The following is a 20,478-nucleotide window of genomic DNA, read 5'->3' as shown; positions in this document are numbered from 1 at the left end:
ACTAGGCGATATTGTAGCACTCTATATAATTAGAAAAGGCTGTTCCAAAATGTTTTTTGGACAGCCTTTTCGCTTACTTCTTTACTTCCCTTATTCTCCCCCTTATTTCTCCCTTTTTATTAGATTTCGTATTAACATTTACATATACATTTGCTTGCATTATCTCTTGAAACAAGCTGTCAAATGCGCTCCCCTGTAAAGGCCCTTCAAAATCCTCTACTCTAGCTACACCAGTAACGACTCCTTCATTCACACTAATTCCTTGCTCTAACGGACCAAACAAACTTAAAATAACTGGACCAATTTGATTCGCTTTTCCTAAATGAATTTGGCATGACGTGATTTTTTTTATATTTTTTAATATGACCCGATATTGCAACTTCTTTAAATCTTCACTAAAAATGAGCTCTGTTACACCGTAAGCTTCTGTATTTACAGGAGGTACTTCCCTCTTCCCTGTTAACCTAGCAAAGAAATGTGTTGTCATACGGGCATTCTCCTCATATAAATTTCCCAGCACTACTTCTACTACTTTATGGTTTAGACATAATCATTTATGACTTTTTCAAATTTTAATTACGAAGAAAAGATTCACACAATCTTTACATTAAAATCGTTTCTTTTGCTTTACTCCCTCTTGTATAATGCACTTAGAAAAACAGTCTAGGAGGAAATTTTGAAAAATAATAACTACTCTTTCCAATCATTAATAGAGATTTTTCTCGTATCATTTAAATTAGGACTTACTTCATTTGGTGGTCCCGTCGCCCATCTTGGTTATTTTCATCATGAATACGTGCAAAAAAGAAAATGGATGGATGAACGAAGTTACGGGGACTTAGTAGCGCTATGTCAATTCCTTCCTGGCCCTGCTAGCAGCCAAGTCGGTATGGGAGTTGGCTTATTACGCGGCGGATTATTAGGAGCCATTATTTCATGGATCGGATTCACTCTCCCATCTGTGCTCGTTTTAATTTTCTTCGCTTCATTTCTTAACCAATTCGAGCTTGGAAGTACTGGCTGGATTCACGGACTGAAACTTGTAGCGGTCGCAATTGTCGCTCATGCAATATGGGGAATGGCTCAAAAGTTAACACCAGACCGAAACCGTGCAACAATCGCAATTGCAACTGCCGCAATCGCCCTATTATTGCCAAGTAGCTGGACACAAGTAATTCTCATTATAGTATCTGGTTTCATCGGTTGGTTTTTATATCGTGGCCAGCCAGTTAGCCAAGCTCATAAAATAAATGTACCTATTTCAAAAATGGTAGCCATATCTTGTCTCGTCTTATTCTTCGGACTATTAATACTGTTACCGATGTTACGACCATACTCTTATTTCATCTCTTTATTTGACAGCTTCTATCGCTCTGGTGCACTTGTATTTGGCGGAGGACATGTCGTACTTCCTCTTCTTGAAAGTGAGTTTGTACAAAACGGGATGATGACAAAAGAACAATTTCTTGCTGGATACGGATTAACACAAGCAGTGCCAGGGCCACTATTTACATTCGCTTCTTATATAGGAGCAGTGCTAAATGGAACCACCGGAGCAGTTGTTGCAACGATCGCTATCTTTCTTCCTGCCTTCCTGCTCGTTGTTGGCGTTTTACCATTTTGGGACAGTGTAAGGAGAGTATCTTACATACAAGGTGCACTACTTGGAGTAAACGCAGCCGTTGTCGGCATTTTACTTGCAGCTTTTTATGATCCAATTTGGACGAGTACAATTATGAATTCTGTAGATTTCGTTTTTGCTTCTCTTCTATTTTGCTTACTCGCTTTTTGGAAAACACCACCTTGGGTTATCGTTATAATCGGGGCCTTCGGTGGATATGTTCTATCCATTTTGTAAGCACAAAAAACGACGGCCCCATTTAGCCGTCGTTTTTTCTATTAAAACTTCACAAGCTCCATTCCCTCAGGCAACTCGCTCTCCGTTAAAATACGCAACTCTTTCACGCGATCCATTACGTAAGAAGAACGCTTCACAAGCTCTGGGTCAATATAAGCTGGATGCACCATAATTTCTACCGTTTGTTCGTCCTGCACTCTTTCCTTTAACTTCACAAAGTAATCTTCCGTCACACCGTCAGCGTAAAAGTCACTGTAAAACACATCTGAAAATAGGCGCACCGCTCGCTCTTCTTCACAACGACGAATTGGAACATTATATTTACTTGCTAATCTCTCAAGAACGTCGTGTAAAAGCGGTAATCCATGCACGTGATGATGACTATCTAAATGAGTTGGTGTTAATCCGTAAGATAAAAACTTCTCAATTTGAGCAGTCCATTCTTTTTCTACCTCTTCTGGATTTATATTTCCTTCCCATACAACACTTTGTTTATGAAACAATCCACCGCTACTTACAAGTGATGGAACGTCTTTAAGAAGCGGTTCTCCTGCCGTTAATACGAGATGAACTCCTATCCCTAACGTTTTATACTCTTTCGCTAAGCGTACGGCATGCTCTGTCCCTGGCATATTCATCATCATCGTCGTTGAATTTACAATCCCGTTTTTATGTCCATCAATAATTCCGTAATTTGTACCTTCCGTAAGACCGAAATCATCTGCATTTACAATTAGTTTAATCATCGCAATACCTCCTACTAGAATTAAAAAAAGCGGGCTAAACAGCGCCGCTTTTTATTTCTCTATCTTCTTAAAGAATTGTGGAAGATGTTCTTTATGTGCTTCCAACATTTCATCTAAAATTTGTTTTGCAATTTTATCTGATGGTACAAGTGGGTTAATTGTCATAGCAAGCAGCGCTTTATGATAATCCCCTGTAACAGCAGCTTCAATTGTTGTGCGCTCAAATGATTTAATTTGCTGTACTAAACCACGAACTGGTACTGGAAGATCTCCGACCGCAATTGGTTTTGGACCTTCTTTCGTAATAATACAGTTCACTTCAACAGCCGAATCATGTGGCAAGCTTGCAATTGTTCCGTTGTTTCGTGTATTAACAGGCTGGATATCACCTTTATTATTGTAAATAGACGTAATTAAGCTACATGCTGCGTCACTATAATAAGCTCCTCCGCGCTTTTCTAATTGTGGTGGCTTAATATCTAAATTCGGGTCTTTATATAGCTCGAATAAATCATCTTCTAATTGTTTTACTACTTCTGCACGTGTACCTTTTTCAATCGAAGCTGCTTTCTCTTCTTCCAACATTTCACGTGTTTTATAGTAGTAACGATGATATGGACACGGAATTGCACGAAGACCGCGAATAAAGTCTGGCTCCCAGTTAAGCGCAGCAATGTTTTCCATCGTAATTTGCTTTTCTGGATCTGTTACAAGCTCTAACACACGATCCATTACGCTTACGCCATCCAAGTATACATCTAATCCGTATACCATATGATTTAAACCAGCGAAATCAACGTGTACCCGGCTTGCATCTACTTCAAGTAATCTTGCAAGACCCATACGAATTCCGATTGGAACGTTACATAGACCAACTACTCGTTGAATGTTCGTGTAGCGAAGGACAGCTTCTGTTACCATACCAGCCGGATTCGCAAAGTTAATTAACCATGCATTCGGACAAAGTTCCTCCATGTCCTTACAAATATCTAAAATAACAGGAATCGTTCTCAGCGCTTTGAACAAACCACCAGGACCATTCGTTTCCTGACCAATCACATCATATTTTAATGGAATTGCTTCATCTTTTGCACGTGCTTCTAACAAACCAACGCGAAGCTGCGTTGTTACGAAGTCAGCACCTTTTAATGCCTCACGGCGATCAAGTGTTAAATGAATATCAATTGGTAAACCTGATTTTTTCACCATACGTTTCGCTAAGTCACCAACGATTTCTAACTTCTCTTTTCCTGCCTCAATATCTACTAACCAAATTTCACGAACAGGAAGCTCGTCATAACGTTTAATAAACCCTTCAATTAACTCTGGTGTATAACTAGAGCCACCGCCGATTGTAGCAATTTTAATTCCAGTCATGCTTTATTCCCCTTTCGCTTCTAGCTTTTTATAAAGGTCAATAAATTCTGCCGCTAATTCTTTTACCGTAATAGAATTCATTAAATGATCTTGCGCATGAATTAAAAGAACACTAATCTCTGTTTTTTCCCCTCTTGCTTCTGATTGTATGAGCTCTGTTTGGAAATGATGCGCTTCATTAATCGCTTCTTTCGCCTTTACCATCGCTTCATCAGCTTCTGCCATTTTCCCCTGTTTGGCGAATTGCAGTGCCTCCATTGCAAAGCTTCGTGCATTACCACTATTTAAAATCAATTGGAATGGAATTTGTTCTGCTGTAGTCATCATAATTACCGCCCTCTCTATTATGGTTCAACCGATTTAAATACCCCTTCAGTTTGAACATTTCTATTAAATTATTATTTTATTAATGATAGTTTGGTGTTCTTGTAGATGGGTCTCATCTTTTTGAACATGATATAAAAGTTAGTTGTTCTGACGAGCTATAAAAACTCGTCAGAACAATACTTTTTAAAGTGATACTGAATTGTCGTTTCCTTTTGCAGCATCTTTTGAAGCTTGTACGTACGTACGGTCACACATTAATACGAATGGATAGTAAATTACTACCGCGATTGCAAAGTTTACTAGCTGCAATGCAGCACCAGCAATGCTTCCGCCCGCTACAAGATAACCACTAAAGATTGGTGGCATTGTCCACGGAACTAAAGCAACTGTTTTTGGTACCCATCCTAAGGAAATTGCTGTATAAGAAGTAATAACTAATACAACTGGTGTAAGTACGAATGGAATGATTAACGCTGGGTTTAATACAATTGGTGTACCGAAAATAACTGGCTCGTTAATATTGAAGAAACCAGGACCGATAGATACACGGCCTACACCACGAAGCTGTGCACTTTTCGCAACAAGCATTACTGCTACTAGGAATGCTAATGTCGCACCTGATCCACCGATGTATACATATACATCAAAGAATGGTTTTGTGAAAATATGCGGTACGTCATATGCAGACATACCATCGTTAAATAACTTAATATTCTTTTCTAATGCTGGTAAATAAATTGGGTCAATAATACCACCAACGATATTAGGACCATGTAATCCGAAGAACCATAATACATGAATAAGTAAAGCAACAATAATTGCACTTGGTAATGTACCTGCTAAACCTTGTAATGGTACTTGAATTGTTTCAAATACCATTTTATGAATACTTGTACCTGCTAATTTCACCGCTAATTGAATACTTGCTGTTACAATTAAAATAACGAATGCTGGTACTAACGCTGCAAATGACTTCATTACTGCTGGTGGAACACCATCTGGCATTTTAATTGTAATATCTCTTTGAACAAAGAATCGAAATACTTCCGTTACAAGAAGGGCGACAATTATGGAAACGAATAAACCTTGTGATCCTGTCCAAGCTAAATCAATACCGCCTTCTTTTGGCGTTGTCGGAGAAATAATAATTAATGCACCGAATGTAATGATTGCTGCTGACAACGCGTCTACACCGTAAGATTTCGCTAAATTATAACTTATCCCTACCGCGACTATGAGGGCGAGTATAGCGAAGGAACCTGCCCACATACCACCGCCGATATCTTTCCAAACGTCCCCGAATGCACCCTTCATAAATTTTTGGAATGCATCAATTGGCAAGTTATTTATAAGTATTGCAAACGATCCAACTAAAATAAGAGGCATAACTGCGATAAAACCATCACGGATTGCAACTAAATGACGCTGCGATCCGATTCTTCCTGCGACTGGAACTAAATACTTCTCCATAAATGCAATAAACTTTTGCATTTCGCTTCCCCCCTAATTATTTTTTTAGTGTTAATGCGTGATCTAAAACTGCTTCTCCATTCATCATGCCGTAGTGCATTGAGTTAATAACATCGACTCCAACATTTTTCTCATCGGCAAGCGTTTTCATTGTAGAAAGCATGTAACGAACTTGTGGTCCTAATAATAGTACGTCTGCTTGATCGATATTGTTTTTTACTGCATCCCCAGATACAGCCCAAATCTTACCTTCTAGACCACGAGCTTTTGCAGCCGCTTCCATTTTTGTAACTAGTAAACTTGTAGACATCCCTGCTGAACAACATAATAAAATATTCATTTATAAATCCCCCTTGTGTGGTATAAAAAATTTATGTTTTTTATTTTTCTTTACGCTATTTATTAATGCAATTACCGTGCCAACTTTTCAAAATGCCTAAAATCAGCGTTTTTTCGAGTGATTTCTTTGTGTGTTACCGCTTTCAATCAGTGTGTCCCCAAAAAAACACACAGTGTGTTATAAAACACCTCACTTTTAACACATAACTGTATGAAAATAGATTAGTGTTTAGTTGTCTAGTTGTGTTTAAAACAAAAAAACACTAATTTTTTTAAAAGTGTGAAAATATAGCGCCAAAAAATATAATATTTCAACTCAAATCAAAACAAATACCTATTCAAGACACTCGTCTAGTTATTGTCCAGTCAAACTCTATTAAATTACATAGAATAGAATAAAATAAAGTATTTTGAAAGGGGATTCCAATGCCAAAGCATAGAAGAAAGAATAGAATGAAGATTTATAGAATACAGGTTCAAAATAAATGGTATAAACAAGAAGAGGATTTTGAATTAAATTCCAACACGGATACACTAGATCGACAGGACACTGAAGATAAACAAGACAGACCTGACAAACACGACGAGGATGAAGACGATAAGCAAGTACAATCGGAAAATGTAATTATAGTACCCACAGATTCACACAGCTTAGATGTGTGGGATGAAATTTCTCTAAAGGAAATACAAGCTGGTGAACATACGAATTTATTTGAAGAAAAGAGTAATTATCAAAATATTAATTTAGTCCAAGTAAACGATGTTCGCTTATACTTGGACAAGCAACTACAATTCAGCTCCGTTGATGAGCAAATTTATCATGAAGCACTTGTACATCCGATTATGGCAAGAGTAATTGATCCAAAACGTGTTCTCATATTAGGTGGTGGCGATGGTCTTGCCTTACGAGAAGTTTTGAAATATGAAACTGTGCTACACGTAGACCTTGTTGATTTAGACGAGGCAATGATTAATATGGCACGTAATGTTCCAGAAATAGTATCTTTAAACAAAAACGCTTTTTTTGATAATCGCGTGAACGTGCACGTATGCGATGCAAAAGAATTTCTAAATTCACCTTCATCTTTATACGATGTAATCATTATTGATTTTCCTGATCCAGCGACAGAGTTATTAAGTACTTTATATACAAGCGAACTTTTTGCTCGTATAGCTACGTTTTTAACAGAAGATGGTGCGTTCGTCTGCCAATCTAATTCACCTGCTGATGCACCTCTAGTATATTGGAGCATCGGTAACACTATTGAACATGCTGGATTAACTGTGAAAAGTTATCATACAATCGTTCCTTCTTTCGGAACTGACTGGGGATTTCATATTGCTGCTAATTCTGCCTATGTACTCGATCAAATTGAGCAATTATATGTAATACCAACTCCTCGAACATTACCTTCTCTTCTTTCTCCTTTGTTTCAATTTAAAGAAGAATATTTAGAACAACGTAATCTCGCTCTTTTAAACTCAGAATCGAATCTTATCCTACATCAATGTTACAAAAAGGAAATGGAGTTTTGACAATATTATAGTAAGGAGTGCTACCCTATGGAATATTCTACTTTTGGTAAGCATATAATAGTAGATTTATGGGGAGTGGACTTTTCCCTATTAGATGATGTTCACTTTTTAGAATATCATTTAGTTAACGCTGCAGATTGCTCTGGTGCCCATATTTTAAACGTAAGTACAAAAGAATTCGATCCGCATGGCGTTACTGTTTTAGTTTTACTATCCGAAAGCCACCTTTCAATTCACACTTATCCAGAAAAAAACTTTGCAGCCATCGACTGTTATACGTGCGGTACGACCGTTGAACCGCAAATAGCGATTGATTATATCGTAAGTATATTAAGACCAAATGAGATGCATATAAAAAAATTAATTCGTGGTATAGGAGAGATTGTTACTGCCGATTAATTATCACTCTTACTCATCCGTAAAAAGGAGGATTGTAAATACCATCAGTGGAACAAACACTCCACTGATGGTACGGACACATACATAAAAAAACCTTGCCTAAGCAAGGTTCATTCATCCACCGACATCTTCCTATATAATTCTACAAACTCACTCGCCAATTCCTTCACCGTAATTGCGTTCATTAAATGATCTTGTGCATGCACCATCAAAAGGGTAACTTCGGTTTTTTCCCCGGCAGCCTCTTTCTGTATGAGCTCTGTTTGTAAGCGATGCGCCTCTTGCAATTCATTTAAAGCTTCTTGTAGTTTCGCTTCTGCTTCCTGAAATTCACCGCGCTTTGCGCAATCAATTGCTTCCATTGAGCAGCTTCTCGCATTACCACCATGCAAAATTAAGTGAAAAGCTTTCGTCTCTATCGTATCCATTTTAGTTCTTTACTCCCCCTTTTCTTCCGCTACTTTTTGTTTATCCCATATTTTTAAGAATGGAAAATAAATAAGAAATGCAAGTGCAAAGTTAATGAGCTGTAAAATAACCCCTGAAATTTTCCCGCCTGATCCTAAATATCCACTAAAAAGAATAGGTGTAGTCCAAGGTACAGCAGCTCCACTCGGACGTGCGACCCATCCCCATTCCATTGCAAAATAAGAAACAACCGTTAACACGACTGGAACCAGTATAAATGGAATAAGTAAAAGCGGGTTCATTACTATCGGCATACCGAAAGTCACCATTTCATTAATATTAAAAATACCTGGTGCAATCGATAATCGCCCTAAACTTTTCAATTGCTGACTTCGCGCAAATAATAACATTCCTACAACTAAAGCAAGTGTTGCACCAGAACCGCCCATATAAATCCATAAATCAAAGAACTGTGCAGTAATCGTATTCGGTACATCTTGCCCTGCCTGAAATGCAATTCGATTTTGATCCATTAATGACAACCAAATCGGACTCATTACACCACCAACAATTGCAGCTCCATGAATTCCGCACGCCCAAAGTACATGGACAATGATAACTGCGATTATCGCACCCCAAATGCTAGCCCCAAGTACACTAAGAGGCTCCTGTAAAAGCTGTCCTATAACATTATGGATGCTACCGAAAGTCGTATGTTCAAAAATTAATCTAATGATCCAAATAACCGTCACAACAATAAAGCCTGGAATAAGCGCAGCAAATGAACGCGTTACTGCTGGCGGAACTGTCTCTGGCATCTTTATAATCATCTTTTTCTGTACAACAAATCGATAAATTTCAGTAGATATAATTGCAATAATCATCGCTACAAACAACCCTTGGCTTCCCATTAACGCAGCTGGTATAACTCCATCTACAAGTATACTTTCTTTCGTATTTGGTATCATATACATAACTTGGAATGGTGTTGCAAGCAAAAATGCTACAAGTGACAATGCACCTGCCGCTAAAGCATCTACTTTATATTGTTCTCCTAATCTGTAAGCGATTCCAAAAACAGCTATTAAAGACATTATATTAAAAGTAGCCCCCACTGGGTACCCTAATGCTACATTCCAATTCTTTCCGAAGATTCCTGCCATAAAATCATTATACCCAGGTATCGGAAGAGCACTAATGATTAGAAAAAAAGATCCAATAATCAAGAAAGGCATCGTTAAAACAATTCCATCACGAATCGCTTGCAAATGTCTCTGTTCTGCAACCTTCCCTGCTACTGGCATCACATACCTCTCTAAGAACCCTATCATCTATCCCACACTCCTCATGGTTTCATTAACAAAGCTGCTTGCAAGATAGCTTCTCCATTACAAAGCCCGTAATGGACGGATTGAATGACATCAACAGGTATTCCCTTCTCCTTACATAATTCTTTCATTTTCGGTAATAAATAACGTACTTGCGGTCCAAGTAAAAGTACATCTGCAGTATCAATATGATTTCGCACTTCTGAACCTGATACTGCCCAAATCTTTACCTGTATCCCTCTTGCCTCTGCTGCTTTCTCCATTTTTGTAACAATCAAACTGGAAGACATTCCCGCTGCACAGCAAAGTAAAATATTCATCTCGCTCCCCTCCCCCTTTTTCCAAACCTAAGTTACGGTGCATCCTTGCCACCACTAGGTTACAAATATATATGTCTAGATTTCTAACTGTATGCCGAGCTTAAAAACAAAAATTTCTCGATTTTCACGCTATTCCATCTATCGGTATTTTCCTAGTAAAGAGGGCTCTAACTCGCTATAATAATTCAGTATGATTTTTTTAATTGATAGGAGGATATATTTATGAAGGCATATCGCTTTCCGCTTATTTTATTATCTTCTATCCTAATTGGTGGTTTCATTGGTTATTTCATGGGTGCCGATGCCGTTGCTTTAAAGCCGCTTGGTGACATTTTCTTAAACTTAATGTTTACGATTGTTGTACCTTTAGTGTTCTTTAGCATCGCGTCATCTATTGCTAATATGGATGGATTAAAACGTTTCGGTAAAATTATGTCTAGTATGGCTGGAACTTTCTTATTTACAAGTATTTTAGCTGCTATTTTTATGATTATTGTCGTGAAAGTATTCCCGCCAGCACAAGGTGTTGTATTAGAACTAACGCAGCCCGATAAAGCTGAAAAAGCTGTTAGTGTTGCAGATCAAATTGTCGGTATTATAACAGTATCTGATTTCTCGAAGTTACTATCTCGTGAAAATATGTTAGCTCTTATTTTCTTCTCTATCTTAATGGGGGTTGCAACTTCAGCAGTTGGTGAAAAAGGAAAACCATTCGCTACATTCTTACAAGCTGGTGCAGAAATTTCAATGAAAGTTGTATCTTTCATTATGTACTACGCTCCAATCGGACTTGCTGCTTACTTCGCGGCATTAGTTGGTGAATTCGGACCACAACTTCTTGGAACTTACTTCCGAGCAGCAATGGTATACTATCCAGCTTCTCTTATTTACTTCTTTGTATTCTTTACATTCTATGCGTACCTTGCAGGTCGCAAACAAGGTGTACAAGTATTTTGGAAGAACATGGTCTCTCCTACAGTTACATCACTTGCAACTTGTAGTAGTGCCGCAAGTATTCCATCGAACTTAGAAGCAACGAAGAAAATGGGTATTTCTTCTGACGTTCGTGAAACAGTTGTCCTTCTTGGGTCTACACTTCATAAAGACGGATCTGTTTTAGGCGGCGTATTAAAAATTGCTTTCTTATTCGGTATTTTCAACATGGAATTCGAAGGACCGAAAACATTAGCAATCGCACTTGTTGTTTCTCTATTAGTAGGAACAGTAATGGGTGCTATTCCGGGCGGGGGTATGATTGGTGAAATGTTAATCGTTTCTCTATACGGATTCCCACCAGAAGCATTGCCAATTATCGCAGCAATTAGTACAATCATCGATCCTCCTGCAACAGTGTTAAACGTAACAGGAGATAACGCTTGTGCCGTAATGACAGCTCGCCTTGTAGAAGGTAAAAACTGGATCAAAAATAAATTTGCTTAATATATAGAAAGAGGATGCTCGGTGGAGCATCCTCTTTTTTGTTGTTATTTGTCGAAATGTCGATATAATCCCATCCCGCCACAAATTTGTTATAATCTTCACAAATATTCCACATCCATTATCCATTCTCCGTACTATAATCATGTATGGAAAAGGAGATGGACGTAATGACTCAAAGTGCACCAGAATTCAAAGTTTTGCAAAGCATTGCATTTCTTGCTGTCGTTTTGCAAAGTTCCTTATTATATACAATGAATCAAGGAAATGTCTTACTCGAGCAATCCCTCATTATGGGCATGCTATTTAATCTTGCAAAATTTTCAGCACCTGCATTTATATTTATCGTCGGCTTCCATTTAATTCGGCTATATACGAAGCAACTCGTTTACAGAGAATATATTTATGAAAAAGCCGCACATTTACTCATTCCTTATTTCTTCTGGTCTATTCTTTACCTATTAACAACAAACGATGTCATTACACTACAAGGCGGAATAAAAAGTTTATTACTCGGAACAGCTGCACCTCATCTTTGGTACGTTATTATGATGTTCCAAATTCACTTATTGTTCCCGTTACTATGCACACTATTTTATTGGTTTCAAAAACGAACAGAAAATAAAAAAGACATATATAAATATATGACCATTTTCGCTTGTCTATATTTCTTCTTAATGTGGTACTCTTCTCACTACATTTTTAATGGAGAGAAGCTGACTAGTTCAACCATTTTACATTATACAGATCGTTCCTTCTTCTTCTACTCATTCTATTTCGTCATGGGAGGAATAGCTGCTGTATCATTAAAAACTTGGCGTATATTTGTCATGAAACATATTCCGCTTATAACAATCTTATTTTTCATCTTATTTTTATTCATCAATTATGAGTTATTTAGTTTTTACGGCGCCAATTCTATTCATTTAACGGTTTCTACTTATTTAAAACCTTCCATGTTTTTATATATTGTTTGTGAAATTATGATACTGTACGTGTTATCTATTACAATTGTACAGCGACGTGGTTTCTTATATAAAGCTTTACGTTTTATTGGGAATTACACGTATGGCGCTTATTTAGCTCATTTTTTCTTCTTGCAACTATGTACAAAATTTCTTTCCTTATTCGCACTGCAAGAAAACACAATATTATATAGCCTATTACTATTTATATTAACGACCACAATCTCTATTTCAGCAATGGTCATTGGCAGCATACTACCATTTCATACGTGGATTACAGGGCCTTCCCCTACGACAAATATGAAATGGGCGAAGATTGCCATTCGGAAAAATCATGAAAAAGTATTTAAACCATATATTTGATATAATAGTATTTCATATAAGAAAAGAAAGTAGGACACACCTATGATTAATCAAATTGGACAAATTATGTTATATGTAAATAACCAAGATGAATCAGTACAATTTTGGACAGAAACAGTAGGATTCCAAATCGTTGCGGAAGAAAATAACGGTCAAGGATTTCGCTGGATTGAAATTGCGCCGGCAAAAGAAGCTGGAACAAGCATCGTCCTTCACGATAAGGCGTTAATTGCGAAGATGCAACCTGAATTAAACTTAAATACCCCTTCACTTATGTTCTTCTCTAATAACTTAGATCAACTGTATAAAGATCTTTCTGAGAAAAATGTTACAGTTGGACAAGTTGTAGATTTACCTACTGGTAGAGCGTTCAACTTTGCTGATAATGAAAATAACTACTTTGCAGTTATGGAAAAGAAATAAGAAAAAGCTATCCGAAAAGGTCATAATAAAACCTTTTCGGATAGCTTCTTTTATTAAGAAACTTGCTCTGCATTCGTTTCCTTATGCTGTATATGACTCGTAACCCATGTGATTCCACCAGCGACAACGAGATAGCATAATAAAATTAAAATTTGCATTCGCAATTGCGACCAATCTCCTAAAGAGATAACATCTTGTAATCCTCTAAGAGAATGAGACATTGGGAGAAACTGTCCAATTTTGCTAAGCACAGCTATATTTAACTCTCCTGGGAAAGTACCTCCGCTCGTCGCTAATTGAAGAACGAGAAGCGTTACCGCTGCGAACTTCCCAACAATGCCGAATACCGTTACTAACATAAGAATAAATGTCATGAACGTAAAGGAAATAACAATACTTGATAAAACAAAGAGTGATACACTTGCAACTTCTAATTTCATAACTCCTAACACTACCACATCTACAAGTAGTGCTTGAATGAGTCCAATTAAATATACTAATCCTAGTTTATTAATAAAATGTACTGTTCCGCTTACCTTCATATTTTGTCTACGGCCAAGAGGTAAAATATTCGATGCCATAATTCCGCCAACATAAAATGCCAGTGATAAAAAGTATGGTGCAATACCTGAACCGTAGTTAGGCACATCAGAAACTGTCGACTTCACTAATTGAACCGGCTCTGAGAACATCGTATTGCGTGCATCATCATTGCGAACATCCGCTATCTTCTCTGCGCCCTCTCCCAATTTCGTAGAAAGTTCTTTCGCACCATCGTCAAGTTTAACAAGTCCGTTCGTTAACTTATCAGCACCATGATTCAGCTCTGTTCCGCCACTCGCAAGGTGATTTACACCTTCTTGTAATGATGTAAATCCATTTCCCCACTTCGTAAATCCATCAGCTAAATTCGAAGTACCATCTGCTATCTTTTTCGTTCCAGCGGTAGCTTCGTTTAACTTAACTCCGAATGTATTCATGCCTTCCTCAATCTTATGCTGACCATCAGTAAGCTTCCGCGCACCTTGTGTCAATTGTTGTTGGCTATTATTTAAAGTGTTTGTTGCTTTAGCTAATCCGTTAGAAGTAGCAATGATCTTTTGAAAAGCAGGATCTTGCTGCACTCCCGGATGACTTTTCACGTACTCTTCTAATTGTTGTTTTACACTATTTGCTGCATTGTCCGCTTTCACTTGCCCTTCAGCAAGTTTCTCACTTCCGTTCACCCATTCATTTGTACCAGCACTTAATTCACTAACTCCTGATTGTAAAGACTTCTCACCCTGTGCTAGCAGCTCCATACCATTATGAAGTGATGTCGCTCCCTGACTAAGCTCATTTGCTCCCCCAGTTAAGGCCGATTGACTAGAGGCAAGCTTATCACTTCCTTCTTTTAACTTCACTGTTCCATCATTTAAACGATGAATACCATCTGCAAGCTGATTCGCCCCATTTTTTGCATCCGTCGTTCCTTCGTGCAACTTCTCAGCGCCATTTCTTGCATCACTCAACCCTTGTGCCAAATCTTGAAACTTTGAAAAGACACCTTCTGTATAAGATTTCGTAATACTATTTGAAATTTTTGTTTTCATATTTTCAACAGCTGTCGTTCCAATTTGAGCTGCTACAAAGTTTTTCCCTGGATTTACTTTGTACTGCAGCCTCGCCGGCTCTGGTTTCTCATCCATTAGTGTACTTACCTTTTTAGAGAACTCCTCCGGAATCGTAACCACCATATAATACTTATCTTCTTTTAGCCCTTCATCAGCATCTTTTTCTGATACGAAATGAAACGCCAATTCCTTATTCTCTTTTAAATTTTTAACAAAATCGTCTCCAGCCTGGATTGTTTTTTCATCCATCACAGCACCCTTATCTAAATTAACAACTGCAACAGGTAATTTATCTAATTTTCCGTACGGATCCCAATATCCAGCTAAGAAGAATCCTGAATAAATTAAAGGAACGATTAATAAAAAAATTAAAGCGATACGTCCATGTTTATGGTTCCACATCGCCTTCCAATCTTTAAATATAAGTTGAATTCCCTTCATGAAACATACTCCTTCTCCTAATTTAACACCCTTCGAATGGTTTAACAGATTTACTATACACGTCACTTTCCATACTGTATAATACATCTTTAATTATCAATTCATTCCTTTTGGTCTATAGAAAGGAGATTCGAAGTGGAACTTCTTCAATTAAAATACTTTCAGACAGTCGCACGACTAGAACATATGACAAAAGCAGCTGAAGAATTGCATATCGCGCAGCCTTCACTCAGTAAAACAATCGCTAGACTAGAAAAGGACTTAGGCGTCCCCTTATTTGATCGCCAAGGTCGACAGATTACATTAAACTCTTTCGGCAAAGTATTTTTAAAACGAGTAGAACGCATTTTTCATGAATTGAGTGAAGGGGAACGCGAAATTAAAGATTTAGCTGAATTACAACAAGGCTCTATTACACTTGCAGTTTCTATTCCAAGAATATTACCCGAGTTACTCGGTTCTTTTTTACTAGAACACCCTAACGTTCGATTCCAACAATTTCTCGCATCTACTCCTTCTATGAAACGGCAACTAGATAATATGGAAATTGATTTTTGTATCTCCTCTATACCAATTGAAGGCGAGGAAATGGTTTGGGAACCACTTATCACAGAAGAAATTTTCTTAGCTGTTCCTTCAGGACATCGGTTATCAAACCGCGAAAGTATCTATTTGCATGAAGTAAAAGACGAATCGTTTATTAGTATGAACACTGGTTACGGATTTCGGCACTTAACAGATCAATTTTGTAAAAAAGCTGGTTTCACTCCACATATCGCTTTTGAAGTAGATGAACCAACCGTGATTAGCGATCTCATTAAGCAAGGTCTTGGCATCGCCTTTGTCCCAAGTTTAACTTTATTAAAAAATTCTACTTTAGCATCAAATAAGTTACGTATTATTGAACCTAATTGCGAACGAACTATCGGCTTAAGTTGGTCGAAGAAGCGCTATTTATCAAACACCGCCCAGCAATTTCGTGAATTCGTGATTGATTACTTCTCCAATATTAGGGCGTAAAATTATATCGCTTTACAAACAAATAACGACACAAATAAAAGGTACCATCCCCATAGGGTGGCACCTTCTATTTTTTACTCTTATCCAATTCCATTTCCGCTAAAAGCGGCAATACGTTATCGAAAATATGTGTATTATTATTCTCACCTGTTACATATCCACCATAATATCTACTAAATACATTATCATTTCGGAATGTAGTCATCCGCTCATACAATTCCTTCGCAAACTTTGTATCACCTGTTTGTAGTACGTACAAAATTGTTAATCCGTAAGATGCTGGTGATTCATAGTTCACAGCTTGTTTTCCCGTTTCTAAGTTATAACGACCATATAACTTTCCGTCTTCGCGAAATTTCTTCTTTATAAATTCCAAATAAGCATCTGATGAAAGACCGCCTAAACTACGATGATAAGCGACGTATGATTGATCAATAAGATTCACTTCTTTATCGTACGTAAATGTCCCATCATCTTTATACTCTTTCGGGAATGCCCAGCCCTGCCTTGGATAATCCGCTAAAAACTGAACAACTTCCTGATACTGCTGTGCAGAAATTTTTCCATACTTTTTCATATAAGAGAATGCATGCGGATTTATGTAAGATGTTGTTGCAAAGTTATTTTGTTTTCCTGTATCTGCATCATAATAATCAACGTAATAATTACCTTTTTTATTATAACGAAGTACAGAATCACTCAATTGATCTGCAAGGTTTTTATAGCGATCTTCCTTGTACATTTCATAAGCACGATATAATTGTTCTATAATACGAAGATCATCGATAAGTGCATTAGTAGCTGACTGCATTTCTCCCTTTTCAGAGATTTTCCATATAACGATGCGATCCTTGTGTACAAAGTTATTTTGAATAACCTTCACTTGTTCATCAAATAAAGCTTGATCATCTTTATCAAGTGTATATTGTAGCCATAACCCTGCAGATTCTGATAAAGCTTCACGGCCCTTCGCTTCACCCTTACCTGCCTTTGTATCCTCTAAGCGATACGTTGCAAGTGTTCCATTTTCATTCACCATATGTCGTAAAATAAAATGCTCGGTACGATTTCCTTGTAAAGCTGACCAAAATACAACTCCACCTAAAGCGATTAAGAGAATAACCCCAATCCCTATATATAAACGTTTTCGCAAGCTTTTCACCTCCTTTTAAGGCTAACCTTAATTTTACCAGAACATACGCAAATATAAAAAAGACAATCCTTTAGATTGTCTCTCTCACCTTATCCTTCGCAAGCCTCTTTAGAAGGTCTATATAGCGATTCCACAAGTCGATCATATTCACGACGCGTAATTTCTTTATTATACAACTTTAATAATAAATCTCTATGCTCTCTTGAAAATGCCATCTTTTTAATGACTTCAGGATACATAAAACACCCTCTCCATTTCACATAAACTTCTTCATCCCGGAAATAGAACTTACGTTCGCATAAAAGATTATAAAAGATTCAGCCCTAAAAAACAAATAAAATATTACCAAATATCAATTTCTTTCTTTTTAGAATATTTAAACACTACATTACCGTACTCATTTTTTAAATACATATATATTTTTGGTAGTTTTTTGAATAAATTTTCCAATTCAATCAGAAAATAATGGCAAAAAGAAGGGGAGTATACATATGGATACCGTAACATTAGCAAGGGCATTTTTTGGTTCTTCATTAGCATTCCACATTATCTTTGCAACGCTTGGAGTCGGGCTTTCTTTAATGATTTTTATAAGTGAAATACTCTATCACTGGAAGAAAGATTCCGACTATGCCATTATGGCAAAAAGATGGACAAAGGCTTTTGCTATCCTTCTCGGTGTAGCAATTCCAACTGGAACAATTGTTGGTGTACAAATTTCACTTCTTTGGCCTGGTTTCGCCAAAATTGTTGGGCAAGTTATTTCCGTTCCGTTTCAAATTGAGATTTTCGCCTTCTTTTTAGAGGCTTTATTCATGTCTATTTACGTATATGCGGCTGATAAACTGCCTCCAGTTATGAGATTAATCTCGCTATTTTTCGTTATGATTGGCGCCACTGCATCTGCCGTGCTTATTACATCGGCAAACACATGGATGAATACACCTGCGGGCTTTTCAATGAATCCAGATGGCTCAGTTTTTAACGTTGATCCGTGGAAAGCTTTCTTTAATCCGAGCTTTGGCACAAGTGCATTCCACGTCGTTATTACGGCCTATACAACTGGAGCAGCTGTTATTGCTTCTATCGCTGGATTTAAATTATTAAAGAAAAATTTAAGTGCTCGTGAAATTGCTTACCATAAAAAAGGATTATTGCTCGGGCTTGTCGTTACATTTATCACAGGTGCTACGATGTGGCTTTCAGGACATGAATCTGCTATTGCCTTACATAAACATTCACCTGAAAAACTAGCATCTGCTGAAGCTTTGTTTGAAACGACATCACACGCGCCTTTATCGATTGGCGGGGTTGTGGACCCTAACACACTTGAACTAAACTATGCCCTTGAAATTCCGAACATGCTTAGCTTATTAGTGGGACTAGACCCTAACACCGTTGTAAAAGGTCTAAAGGAATTCCCGCAAGAAACATGGCCACCATTTTACACACATACACTGTTCAATTTAATGGTCGGCACCGCTGCCTTTACCTTTGCAGTTGCAGCTATTGCCCTCTTATATTGGTACTTTGTTTACCGAAAAAAAGGAGTAGAGTTACCGAAGTGGCTTCTTTGGGGAGCTGCCGCCTGTGGACCCGTTATGTTGCTCGGTATTGAATTCGGATGGATTTTTAGTTGTAGTGGTCGTCAGCCATGGACAATTTATGGCATGCAACGCACGGTAGATGCTTCTACGCGCGCTGATTTCGTCGGTCCTTTATTTGTTTTATTCATCATTTTATATATCGGACTTGGTATTTTAACCGTCTTTGTACTACGGACATTCTTTAAGAAACATCCGTTAAAGAATGATTTACATCACGAAGGAGGCGATTCTCGTGCATGAGGAAAGCATTGCAATCATCATCTTATGGGCTCTTATTTTCGTATATAGCATACTAGGGTCTATTGATTTTGGAGCTGGTTTTTGGGGCATGGTATACGCTAAACACCCGACGCTTGCTGCCAAGCTTGCTAATCGGTACTTATCACCAACTTGGGAAGTAACGAATACGTTTCTTGTCTTTGTCGTCGTTGCTTTTCTCGGTTTCTTCCCAAAAGCGGCCTTTACCCTTGCAACCGTTATGTTTGTACCAGTTATGTTAATTTTAGTACTCGTTGCGATTCGTAGTACATTTATGGTATTTGCTTACTCTCTGCCAAAATACCAACACCTTCTTCGGATTATTTCAGGTATTACCGGGCTCTTAATCCCAGCTCTATTAATTACCGTTCTACCAGTTACAGAAGGTGCCTATATTACGATGTCTGAAGGAAAAGAAGTGCTCCTTTACGGAAAACTTCTTTCTAGTCCCGTTATTTATTGTTATATGCTCTTCGGACTAACTTCGGAACTATTTCTATCATCTCTCTTTCTTGCTGATTTTGCTAGGGAACAAGGTTCTGAAGATACGTACCGAATTTATAGAAGAAATGCCATCATACTTGGTCCTGCAACGCTCGTGACTGCTATTATCGCTCTCGTTGTAATGGACCCTGAAACACACTGGCTTATGCAAGGACTAATAAAGCAATTCCCATGGTTTACAGTCTCTATCATTTTATTTGTTATCGGATACTCTTCTCTTTGGTGGACAAATAAGAAATATGGCACACTAGGCTTTCCTCGCATTGCAGTTTTAGCTGTCGTCGCTCAATATGCATTTGCAAGCTACGCTTACGGCGTCGCCCATTTACCTTATATCATTTACCCGGACGTAACTGTATTTACAAGCTTTACGACGGTCGAAACATTCTATGCACTTCTTATTCTTTACGCAATCGGGATTGCAATTTTACTACCAGGATTTATTTTCTTCTGGAATTTATTCTTAAAAGATCGAACATTTTTAAAGGAAAAATAGTAAATTAGGGGCATTCACACATAGAATGCCCCTAATTTATTAGACTCCTCTCCTAATAGTTATTACACTACCCCTTATACTTGCCTTGTT

At 37.6% G+C, this 20,478-nt stretch carries 21 protein-coding genes; 9 read left to right on the top strand and 12 right to left on the bottom strand.

Translation table 11 applies throughout. From position 1 onward, the window contains the following. Positions 1–73: 73 nt before the first annotated feature. A complete protein-coding gene (gene exsM, locus AC1DS7_RS03825) occupies positions 74–487 on the bottom strand; it encodes an exosporium regulatory protein ExsM (protein WP_002143759.1) in 414 nt (137 codons plus the stop codon). 189 nt (positions 488–676) lie between these two features. On the opposite strand from exsM, the gene AC1DS7_RS03820 reads away from it, so the two are divergent. Continuing rightward, positions 677–1,858, top strand: a complete 1,182-nt coding sequence (locus AC1DS7_RS03820) for a chromate transporter (RefSeq protein ID WP_002143760.1) — start codon at positions 677–679, stop codon at positions 1,856–1,858. 41 nt (positions 1,859–1,899) lie between these two features. On the opposite strand, the gene chbG is transcribed toward AC1DS7_RS03820, so the two are convergent. The 5 genes from chbG to AC1DS7_RS03795 form a co-directional block, all read right to left on the bottom strand. Beyond that, a complete protein-coding gene (chbG, locus tag AC1DS7_RS03815) occupies positions 1,900–2,604 on the bottom strand; it encodes a chitin disaccharide deacetylase (protein WP_476998794.1) in 705 nt (234 codons plus the stop codon). Positions 2,605–2,655: 51 nt separating this feature from the next. Beyond that, on the bottom strand, positions 2,656–3,981 hold the full coding sequence (celF, locus tag AC1DS7_RS03810) for a 6-phospho-beta-glucosidase (RefSeq protein ID WP_002143764.1): 1,326 nt from the start codon (positions 3,979–3,981) through the stop codon (positions 2,656–2,658). Between the two features lie 3 nt (positions 3,982–3,984). Further along, complete coding sequence (locus tag AC1DS7_RS03805) at positions 3,985–4,308, bottom strand: PTS lactose/cellobiose transporter subunit IIA (RefSeq protein WP_000989054.1); 324 nt, start codon at positions 4,306–4,308, stop codon at positions 3,985–3,987. Positions 4,309–4,491: 183 nt separating this feature from the next. After that, a complete protein-coding gene (gene celB / locus AC1DS7_RS03800; RefSeq protein WP_002143765.1) occupies positions 4,492–5,799 on the bottom strand; it encodes a PTS cellobiose transporter subunit IIC in 1,308 nt (435 codons plus the stop codon). Positions 5,800–5,815: 16 nt separating this feature from the next. Beyond that, positions 5,816–6,118: a PTS sugar transporter subunit IIB gene (locus AC1DS7_RS03795; RefSeq protein WP_002089627.1), complete on the bottom strand. Its 303-nt coding sequence runs from the start codon at positions 6,116–6,118 to the stop codon at positions 5,816–5,818. Positions 6,119–6,543: 425 nt separating this feature from the next. Here AC1DS7_RS03795 and AC1DS7_RS03790 point away from each other — a divergent pair, with 425 nt between their 5' ends. Next, positions 6,544–7,653 carry a polyamine aminopropyltransferase gene (locus AC1DS7_RS03790; RefSeq protein ID WP_476998793.1) on the top strand — a complete coding sequence of 370 codons (1,110 nt, stop codon included), beginning with the start codon at positions 6,544–6,546 and terminating at the stop codon, positions 7,651–7,653. 27 nt (positions 7,654–7,680) lie between these two features. Then, on the top strand, positions 7,681–8,052 hold the full coding sequence (gene speD / locus AC1DS7_RS03785; protein WP_002143768.1) for an adenosylmethionine decarboxylase: 372 nt from the start codon (positions 7,681–7,683) through the stop codon (positions 8,050–8,052). A 110-nt stretch (positions 8,053–8,162) separates the two neighbouring features. Here speD and AC1DS7_RS03780 read toward each other — a convergent pair whose 3' ends face one another. The 3 genes from AC1DS7_RS03780 to AC1DS7_RS03770 are packed head-to-tail and all read right to left on the bottom strand — an operon-like array spanning position 8,163 to position 10,108. After that, complete coding sequence (locus AC1DS7_RS03780) at positions 8,163–8,480, bottom strand: PTS sugar transporter subunit IIA (RefSeq protein ID WP_002016162.1); 318 nt, start codon at positions 8,478–8,480, stop codon at positions 8,163–8,165. 9 nt (positions 8,481–8,489) lie between these two features. Further along, positions 8,490–9,791 carry a PTS cellobiose transporter subunit IIC gene (celB, locus tag AC1DS7_RS03775; RefSeq protein ID WP_476998792.1) on the bottom strand — a complete coding sequence of 434 codons (1,302 nt, stop codon included), beginning with the start codon at positions 9,789–9,791 and terminating at the stop codon, positions 8,490–8,492. Between the two features lie 14 nt (positions 9,792–9,805). After that, complete coding sequence (locus tag AC1DS7_RS03770; RefSeq protein ID WP_002191180.1) at positions 9,806–10,108, bottom strand: PTS sugar transporter subunit IIB; 303 nt, start codon at positions 10,106–10,108, stop codon at positions 9,806–9,808. Between the two features lie 222 nt (positions 10,109–10,330). Here AC1DS7_RS03770 and AC1DS7_RS03765 point away from each other — a divergent pair, with 222 nt between their 5' ends. The 3 genes from AC1DS7_RS03765 to AC1DS7_RS03755 all read left to right on the top strand — a co-directional run bounded on the left by AC1DS7_RS03765 (position 10,331) and on the right by AC1DS7_RS03755 (position 13,296). Continuing rightward, the gene (locus AC1DS7_RS03765; protein WP_088040436.1) at positions 10,331–11,548 is read left to right on the top strand and encodes a dicarboxylate/amino acid:cation symporter; all 1,218 of its coding nucleotides are present in this window, start codon (positions 10,331–10,333) and stop codon (positions 11,546–11,548) included. A gap of 167 nt (positions 11,549–11,715) precedes the next feature. Beyond that, a complete protein-coding gene (locus AC1DS7_RS03760; RefSeq protein WP_061688714.1) occupies positions 11,716–12,873 on the top strand; it encodes an acyltransferase in 1,158 nt (385 codons plus the stop codon). Between the two features lie 42 nt (positions 12,874–12,915). After that, the gene (locus AC1DS7_RS03755) at positions 12,916–13,296 is read left to right on the top strand and encodes a VOC family protein (RefSeq protein WP_000609851.1); all 381 of its coding nucleotides are present in this window, start codon (positions 12,916–12,918) and stop codon (positions 13,294–13,296) included. 53 nt (positions 13,297–13,349) lie between these two features. On the opposite strand, the gene AC1DS7_RS03750 is transcribed toward AC1DS7_RS03755, so the two are convergent. Next, positions 13,350–15,350: a YhgE/Pip family protein gene (locus AC1DS7_RS03750; RefSeq protein ID WP_476998791.1), complete on the bottom strand. Its 2,001-nt coding sequence runs from the start codon at positions 15,348–15,350 to the stop codon at positions 13,350–13,352. 135 nt (positions 15,351–15,485) lie between these two features. On the opposite strand from AC1DS7_RS03750, the gene AC1DS7_RS03745 reads away from it, so the two are divergent. Further along, entirely contained in the window at positions 15,486–16,370 is an 885-nt protein-coding gene (locus AC1DS7_RS03745) for a LysR family transcriptional regulator (protein ID WP_002143775.1), read from the top strand. 67 nt (positions 16,371–16,437) lie between these two features. On the opposite strand, the gene AC1DS7_RS03740 is transcribed toward AC1DS7_RS03745, so the two are convergent. Both AC1DS7_RS03740 and AC1DS7_RS03735 read right to left on the bottom strand, forming a co-directional pair. Beyond that, positions 16,438–17,523: a hypothetical protein gene (locus AC1DS7_RS03740; RefSeq protein ID WP_002143777.1), complete on the bottom strand. Its 1,086-nt coding sequence runs from the start codon at positions 17,521–17,523 to the stop codon at positions 16,438–16,440. A gap of 89 nt (positions 17,524–17,612) precedes the next feature. Then, positions 17,613–17,762, bottom strand: coding sequence for a hypothetical protein (locus AC1DS7_RS03735; protein WP_002016173.1), 150 nt, complete (start codon positions 17,760–17,762; stop codon positions 17,613–17,615). 252 nt (positions 17,763–18,014) lie between these two features. On the opposite strand from AC1DS7_RS03735, the gene cydA reads away from it, so the two are divergent. Continuing rightward, entirely contained in the window at positions 18,015–19,370 is a 1,356-nt protein-coding gene (gene cydA, locus AC1DS7_RS03730; protein ID WP_002034780.1) for a cytochrome ubiquinol oxidase subunit I, read from the top strand. After that, positions 19,363–20,388: a cytochrome d ubiquinol oxidase subunit II gene (locus tag AC1DS7_RS03725; protein ID WP_002089640.1), complete on the top strand. Its 1,026-nt coding sequence runs from the start codon at positions 19,363–19,365 to the stop codon at positions 20,386–20,388. Before cydA ends, AC1DS7_RS03725 begins: the two co-directional genes overlap by 8 nt. The last annotated feature ends 90 nt before the right edge of the window (positions 20,389–20,478 follow it).

The organism is Bacillus sp. P4_E1 (genome assembly GCF_056401715.1).
Note: the sequence above shows the minus strand (reverse complement) of the source record. Positions and strands in the feature narration are given on the sequence as shown.